This is a genomic window from Methanofollis sp. (assembly GCF_028702905.1).
Classification (GTDB): domain Archaea; phylum Halobacteriota; class Methanomicrobia; order Methanomicrobiales; family Methanofollaceae; genus Methanofollis.
On record NZ_JAQVNX010000116.1, the window covers coordinates 1 to 5781 of the forward strand.

At 66.3% G+C, this 5781-nt stretch carries 6 protein-coding genes; 5 read left to right on the forward strand and 1 reads right to left on the reverse strand.

Annotated elements, in window-relative coordinates; translation table 11 throughout:
• Positions 1 to 557, forward strand: a 557-nt coding sequence (locus PHP59_RS10940) for an MBL fold metallo-hydrolase (RefSeq protein WP_300166880.1), incomplete at its 5' end; no start/stop codon positions are given.
• On the opposite strand, the gene cofD is transcribed toward PHP59_RS10940, so the two are convergent.
• Positions 529 to 1446 carry a 2-phospho-L-lactate transferase gene (gene cofD, locus PHP59_RS10945; protein ID WP_300166882.1) on the reverse strand — a complete coding sequence of 306 codons (918 nt, stop codon included), beginning with the start codon at positions 1444 to 1446 and terminating at the stop codon, positions 529 to 531. The genes PHP59_RS10940 and cofD overlap by 29 nt on opposite strands.
• 50 nt (positions 1447 to 1496) lie before the next feature.
• Here cofD and PHP59_RS10950 point away from each other — a divergent pair, with 50 nt between their 5' ends.
• Genes PHP59_RS10950 through PHP59_RS10965 form a run of 4 tightly spaced genes read left to right on the forward strand, consistent with a single transcriptional unit; the run spans position 1497 to position 5664 of the window.
• Entirely contained in the window at positions 1497 to 2699 is a 1203-nt protein-coding gene (locus PHP59_RS10950; RefSeq protein ID WP_300166884.1) for an HD domain-containing protein, read from the forward strand.
• 7 nt (positions 2700 to 2706) lie between these two features.
• The gene (locus PHP59_RS10955) at positions 2707 to 3276 is read left to right on the forward strand and encodes a UbiX family flavin prenyltransferase (RefSeq protein WP_300166886.1); all 570 of its coding nucleotides are present in this window, start codon (positions 2707 to 2709) and stop codon (positions 3274 to 3276) included.
• Entirely contained in the window at positions 3260 to 4501 is a 1242-nt protein-coding gene (locus PHP59_RS10960; RefSeq protein ID WP_300166890.1) for a UbiD family decarboxylase, read from the forward strand. The genes PHP59_RS10955 and PHP59_RS10960 overlap by 17 nt, the downstream gene beginning before the upstream one ends.
• Positions 4501 to 5664, forward strand: coding sequence for an aconitase X catalytic domain-containing protein (locus PHP59_RS10965; protein ID WP_300166888.1), 1164 nt, complete (start codon positions 4501 to 4503; stop codon positions 5662 to 5664). Before PHP59_RS10960 ends, PHP59_RS10965 begins: the two co-directional genes overlap by 1 nt.
• Positions 5665 to 5781: the final 117 nt, after the last annotated feature.

Below are 5781 nucleotides of genomic sequence, written 5' to 3' on the forward strand. Positions count from 1 at the left end.
CGACCTTCCTCGCCCACCCCGAGATCTTCAGGCATGTCGAGACCGGGGGCGAACCCGAGATCGGGATGATCCTCGCAGAGGAGACCCTCGCCCGCCACGGGGAGGTGCGCCTCTCCCGCGACCCCGTCAGGATCACCGACGACCTCGTCTTCCTCGGCGAGATCCCCCGCATCTTCCCCTTCGAGGGGAGGACGGCAGTCGGGACGTCGGGCGGGAAGCCCGACCTCGTCCCTGACGACACGGCACTCGCCTGCCGCACCGACGAGGGGATCGTCGTCGTCACCGGCTGCGCCCATGCAGGCATCTGCTCGGTGGTCGAGCATGCAAAAGATGTTCTGGATGAGGAGAAGGTCGCCGATGTCGTCGGCGGTTTCCATCTCGGCGACGCCCCCGCAGAGCAGGTCGAAGCGACCTGCCGGTACGTCCGCGACCTCGGCGCCGCACACGTCCACCCCTGCCACTGCACCGGCTTTCGGGCCGCCGCCGCCATCGCCGGCGTGGCGAGGGTCGGCCCGACCGGCGCCGGGCTCAGGATCTCTTTCGGCTCGCGCTCCTGACGATGGACATCAGTTCCCAGGCAAGGGCCTCGGCCCGCCTCTCGTCCTTCATCAGGGTGTCCAGGCGGAGGGCGCCCGGCACCTCCGTGCTGTCCCGCACATCCTGGACAAAGACATCGACGAAGTCCCTGTACAGGGCGTACGTCCCCGCCGACGACGCCTCCATCCCCCACGCCTCCATCAGGGCGGCCGCGGGGCCGGAGACAGGTTTGTCGCCGATGAAGGGGGAGACCGCGATGACGAACTTCTCCTTGAGGGCCTCCCGCACACCCTCGCACTCCAGGACCGGCGAGATGCTCGTCACCGGGTTCGAGGGCCCGAGGATCACGGCGTCGGCATCCCTGATCGCGGCGAGAACCTCGGGCGTCGCCTTCCTGTGCTCCTCGCCTTTCCGCATGACGCCCCTGATCTCCACCTCGCCGCGGTACCCGACCCAGTACTCCTGGAAGTGCATGGGTCCGGCGTCGGTCTCGACATAGGTCGTCACCTCGGCGTCCGTCATCGGGAGGACGCGGGCGCGGACCCCGAGGGCCCGGGACAGGGAGAGGGTCGCCTCGGTGAGAGTCGCTCCATTCCAGAGAAGACGGGCCCGCGCGATGTGGACGGCCCTGTCCTTGTCGCCGACCGCGATGAACTCCTCGCCGGTGAACTGTTCGAGGAACTTATGCGTCGAGAAGGTGTCGCCCCTGATCCCCCACCAGGTGTCGGTGTTCAGGAGGCCGGCAAAGAGATACAGCACGGTGTCGATGTCCGGAGACATGTGGTTGCCCGAGATCCACATATCCTCCGCGGTGTTGACGATCACGGCGATCTGGTCGTCGTTGACCAGGTTGCGCATCCCCCGCAGGAGTTTCGGCGTCCCGGTCCCGCCGGAAAGGAATGTAATCATAAGAGAATAGTTTAACTGTCCATACATGAAGATTTTTAACTGACAGCCCGATGAAAATCATCAAGGACCCGGTGCACGGCGACGTCGAGGTGGGAGAGACGGCCCTCGCGCTCCTCGACTCACCCGTTCTCCAGCGCCTCCGCCATATCAGGCAACTCGGCTTCGCCCACCTGGTCTATCCGGGCGCCAACCACACCCGTTTCGAGCATTCGCTCGGCACGATGCACCTCGCGGCCGTGCTCTGCCGCCACCTCGGCCTCGACGCGGGCGAGAGCGACCTCGTCACCGCCGCCGCCCTCCTCCACGACATCGGCCACGGCCCCTTCTCCCATGTCACCGAGGCCTTCATGGTCGAGATGATGGGGAAGGGCCACCAGGACGCGGGCGACCTCCTCGGGGAGGGCGAGACGGCCGGCATCCTGGAAGACCGCGGCCTCGACCCGGCCGAGGTCGCCGCCGTCATCAACGGTACCCACAGGTACGCCGGCGTGATCCACGGCGACCTGGACGTGGACAGGATGGACTACCTCCTCCGCGACGCCCACTACACCGGCGTGCCGTACGGCCTCGTCGATGCCGGGCGGTTGATCAGGGCGACGGCCGGGACGGAGAACGGCGTCGCCCTCGATGCCTCGGGCATCAATGCGGCGGAGTCACTGCTCATCGCACGGACCCTGATGCGCCCGGTCGTCTACTACCACCATGTCTCCCGGATCGCCACCTCCATGTTCCACCTCGCCCTCCTCTCCCACCTTGCGGTGAGCGGGGAGAGTGTGGGGGCGCTGATGCGGATGGACGACGCCGCACTCTTCACCCGCCTCCTCGCCTCTCCCGATGGGACGGCACGCGACATCGCCCGAAGACTCTATGAGAGGAGACTGTACAAGAGGGCCGTCTATGTCGGCCGCGGCCAGGTGAACGCCGCCGCGGTGCAGGCCAGAACCTCCCTCTCGGAGAGCAGGCAGATCGCACGGGAGGTCGCGGAGGCGGCAGGCGTCGGGGAGGAGACGGTGCTCGTCGACATCCCCTCCTTCCCGACAGACATGTCGATGGAGGTGCGGGTGCGGGAGAAGAACGCCCTCGTCGGCCTCGAACAGGTCTCCCCCCTCCTGACGACCCTGAACGAGACGCGGCGGGAACAGTGGCGCCTCGGCGTCTACACCCTCCCCGGCCAGAGGGAGACGGTGGAAGCGGCGGCGATCGAGGTGCTCCACATCAAAAAACCGACGCAGCAGGACAGGCTGCCGGTGTGAGGACAAGATGGAGAAGGAATATGTTATCGGCGTGACCGGCGCGAGCGGGATCGTCTACGCGAGGCGCCTCCTCGAGGTGCTCGCAGGGAAGGCGCGGGTGCACCTGGTCGTCTCCGGGACGGCGCGGGAGATCGCGGTCCACGAAGGCGTGAGCCTTGACGGGTTCCCGGTGATCGAGGAGGACAACAGGAACCTGGCCGCGGAGATCGCGAGCGGGTCGTTCAGGTACGACGGGATGGCGATCGTCCCCTGCTCGATGAAGACCCTGGCCTCTGTCTCGGCCGGGTTCTCCGACACCCTTATCACACGGGCCGCAGACGTCTGTTTGAAGGAGAGGCGGCGTTGCATTCTCGTGCTGCGGGAGATGCCCCTCTCGCGCATACACCTGCGCAACATGCTCGCCGCGGACGAGGCCGGGGCGACGGTGATGGTCGCAAGTCCGCCCTTCTACGGGCGGCCGCAGACGATCGACGACCTGGTGGACATGGTGGTCGCACGGGTCCTCGACCACCTCGGGGTGGAACACGATATCGGGAAAAGATGGAGCGGATATGATGACGATGCGACAGTTCATTGACGAGATGCGGGAGAGGGGCCTGGTCGACGAGATCGAAAGACCGGTCTCCGACCGCTTCGAAGCGGCACAGATGGCGAGCACAACCGACAGGGTCCTCCTCTTCCACGACATCGGCGGGAAGAAGGCGGTGATGAACCTCACCGCAAACAGGAGCACCCTTGCGGCGGCACTGGGGAGCACGGAGGCCGACCTGGTGAAGAGACTGGCCGCGGCGTCGTACAGCGGCACGCTGAAGCCTATTGGCAAACTCGAAATGCGCCCGGCAGACCTCACCGCGTTCCCGGTCATGACCTTCTTCCCGAAGGACGGCGGCCCGTACATCACCGCCGGGATCGTCTTCTCCCGCCTGGACGGCGTGGAGAACGCCTCCATCCACCGCATGATGGTGATAGGCAAGGACCGCCTGGCCGCACGCCTCGTCGAGGGTCGGCACACCGACGTCCTCCACCGCGAGGCGCTGAAGAGGGGCGAGAAACTGCCGATCGCCATCGCCCTCGGCGTCCACCCGGCGGTCACCTTCGCCTCCTGCACCCGCGTCCCCGAGGGGAAGGAACTCGCCTTCGCCGCCGAACTGATGGGCGGGGAACTCCCTGTCCATGAGTGCTCGAACGGGGTCCTCGTCCCCGAGGCCGAGATCGTGCTCGAAGGCTATATCGGATCGGAGAAGGCCGAGGAAGGGCCTTTCGTCGACATCACCGGCACCTACGACTTCGAGCGCATCCAGCCGGTCATGGAACTCACCGGCATGTGGACGAAGGAGGACCCTATCTACCACTCCATCCTTCCGGGCGGGAGCGAGCACCGTCTCCTGATGGGCGTGCCGTACGAGCCGAAGATCTACCGGGCCGTCGCCGGGGTGACGACGGTCAGGAACGTCGTCCTGACGACCGGCGGCTGCGGCTACCTCCACGCGGTCGTGCAGATCAGGAAGAACACGCAGGGCGACGGGAAGAACGCGATCATGGCGGCCTTCGCGGCCCACACCTCCCTGAAGCACGTCGTCGTCGTGGACGAGGACATCGACCCCTTCTCCATGGAGGACGTGGAGTACGCGATCGCAACACGGGTGCGGGGCGACCGCGACCTGATGGTGATCACCGGGGTGCGGGGCTCATCCCTCGACCCCTGCAGGGACGGCGACGGCACGAACGTGAAGATCGGCCTCGACGCCACGATGGTGATGGGAGAGGAGGAAAAGTTTGTGCGTGCAGGATGGAATGACTGATGTATCTGGAACCTGAAGAAGAAAAAATGCAGAACGGCGAGTACGGCGAGACGATGCAGCAGATGCTGGAGATCCTCGTCGGACTCGGCAAGGTCTTCGGCGCCGAGAAACTCATCCCGATCGCGAGCGCCCAGGTCTCGGGGGCGTCGTACAAGACGATCGGGAAATGGGGTCTCGAATGGCTGCAGGGCCTGGACGCCCATGTGGCGGTGCCGACTGTCCTGAACCCGATCGGCATGGCCCGCGACCGCTGGAAGGAGATGGGGATCCCCGAGGTGTTCGCACAGCAGCAGGAGGCGGTGGTCGCGGCCTACGGGCGTCTCGGCATCAAACTCGAGTGCACCTGCACGCCGTATTATGTCTCCCAGACGCAGTACGGCGAGCACCTGGCCTGGGCCGAGTCGTCGGCCGTCGTCTATGCGAACTCTGTCATCGGGGCCAGGACGAACCGCGAGGGAGGGCCGGGCGCCCTTGCCGCGGCGATCGTCGGCAAGACGCCGTACTACGGCCTGCACCTCTTCAAGAACCGCCTGCCGAACATCGGGATCACGGTGGACGACCCGGCGGCGCTGAAGGACGCGGCCGAGTACGGGGCCCTGGGCTATGTGGCCGGGAAGATTGTCGGGAACAGGATCCCTCTCTTCTCCGGGATCAGGCCGCCCCGCGACCACCTCAAGGCCCTGGGCGCGGCGATGGCGGCGACCGGGGCGGTGGCCCTCTTCCACGTGGACAGGATCACCCCCGAGGCCCGCCTGCCGACGTTCAAGCGCGATGTCCCGGAGACTGTCGAGATCAGGATGGACGAGGTGCGGGAGGTCTTCTCCTCGATCGAGGTGGACGCGATCGCGGTCGGGTGCCCCCATCTCTCTCCCGCCGAACTCGAAAACCTCGCCGGTCTCCTCGCCGGGAAAAAGGTGAATAAGCCCTTCTTCGTCTTCGCCGCACAGGGCGTCATCGCGGAGAACCGCGACGCCGTGGCGACGATCGAGAAGAGCGGGGCGCGGGTCTATGCCGACACCTGCGTCGTCGTCTCCCCGGCCCTGGACAGGTACGACGCGATCATGGTGAACTCGGGCAAGGCCCTCGCGTATGTGCCGACGATGTGCGGGGCGGTGGCCCGTATCGGGACGATGGAGGAGTGCGTGGCCGTCGCCACGATGTGAGGTCTATGACAGCCGCACCTTTTGAGAGTCTGCCGGGAAAGGACACGACAGAGCGTTTCGCATCTCTCGGCATCACGGAAGGAGGGGAGGCCGACCTCCTCGCCCTCCGCACGATCG

Bases quoted from the DNA above. Each gene is read 5' to 3' on its own strand.
- cofD (WP_300166882.1), bottom strand. From the start codon at position 1,446: ATGATTACATTCCTTTCCGGCGGGACCGGGACGCCGAAACTCCTGCGG.
- PHP59_RS10950 (WP_300166884.1), top strand. From the start codon at position 1,497: ATGAAAATCATCAAGGACCCGGTGCACGGCGACGTCGAGGTGGGAGAG.
- PHP59_RS10955 (WP_300166886.1), top strand. From the start codon at position 2,707: ATGGAGAAGGAATATGTTATCGGCGTGACCGGCGCGAGCGGGATCGTC.
- PHP59_RS10960 (WP_300166890.1), top strand. From the start codon at position 3,260: ATGCGACAGTTCATTGACGAGATGCGGGAGAGGGGCCTGGTCGACGAG.
- PHP59_RS10965 (WP_300166888.1), top strand. From the start codon at position 4,501: ATGTATCTGGAACCTGAAGAAGAAAAAATGCAGAACGGCGAGTACGGC.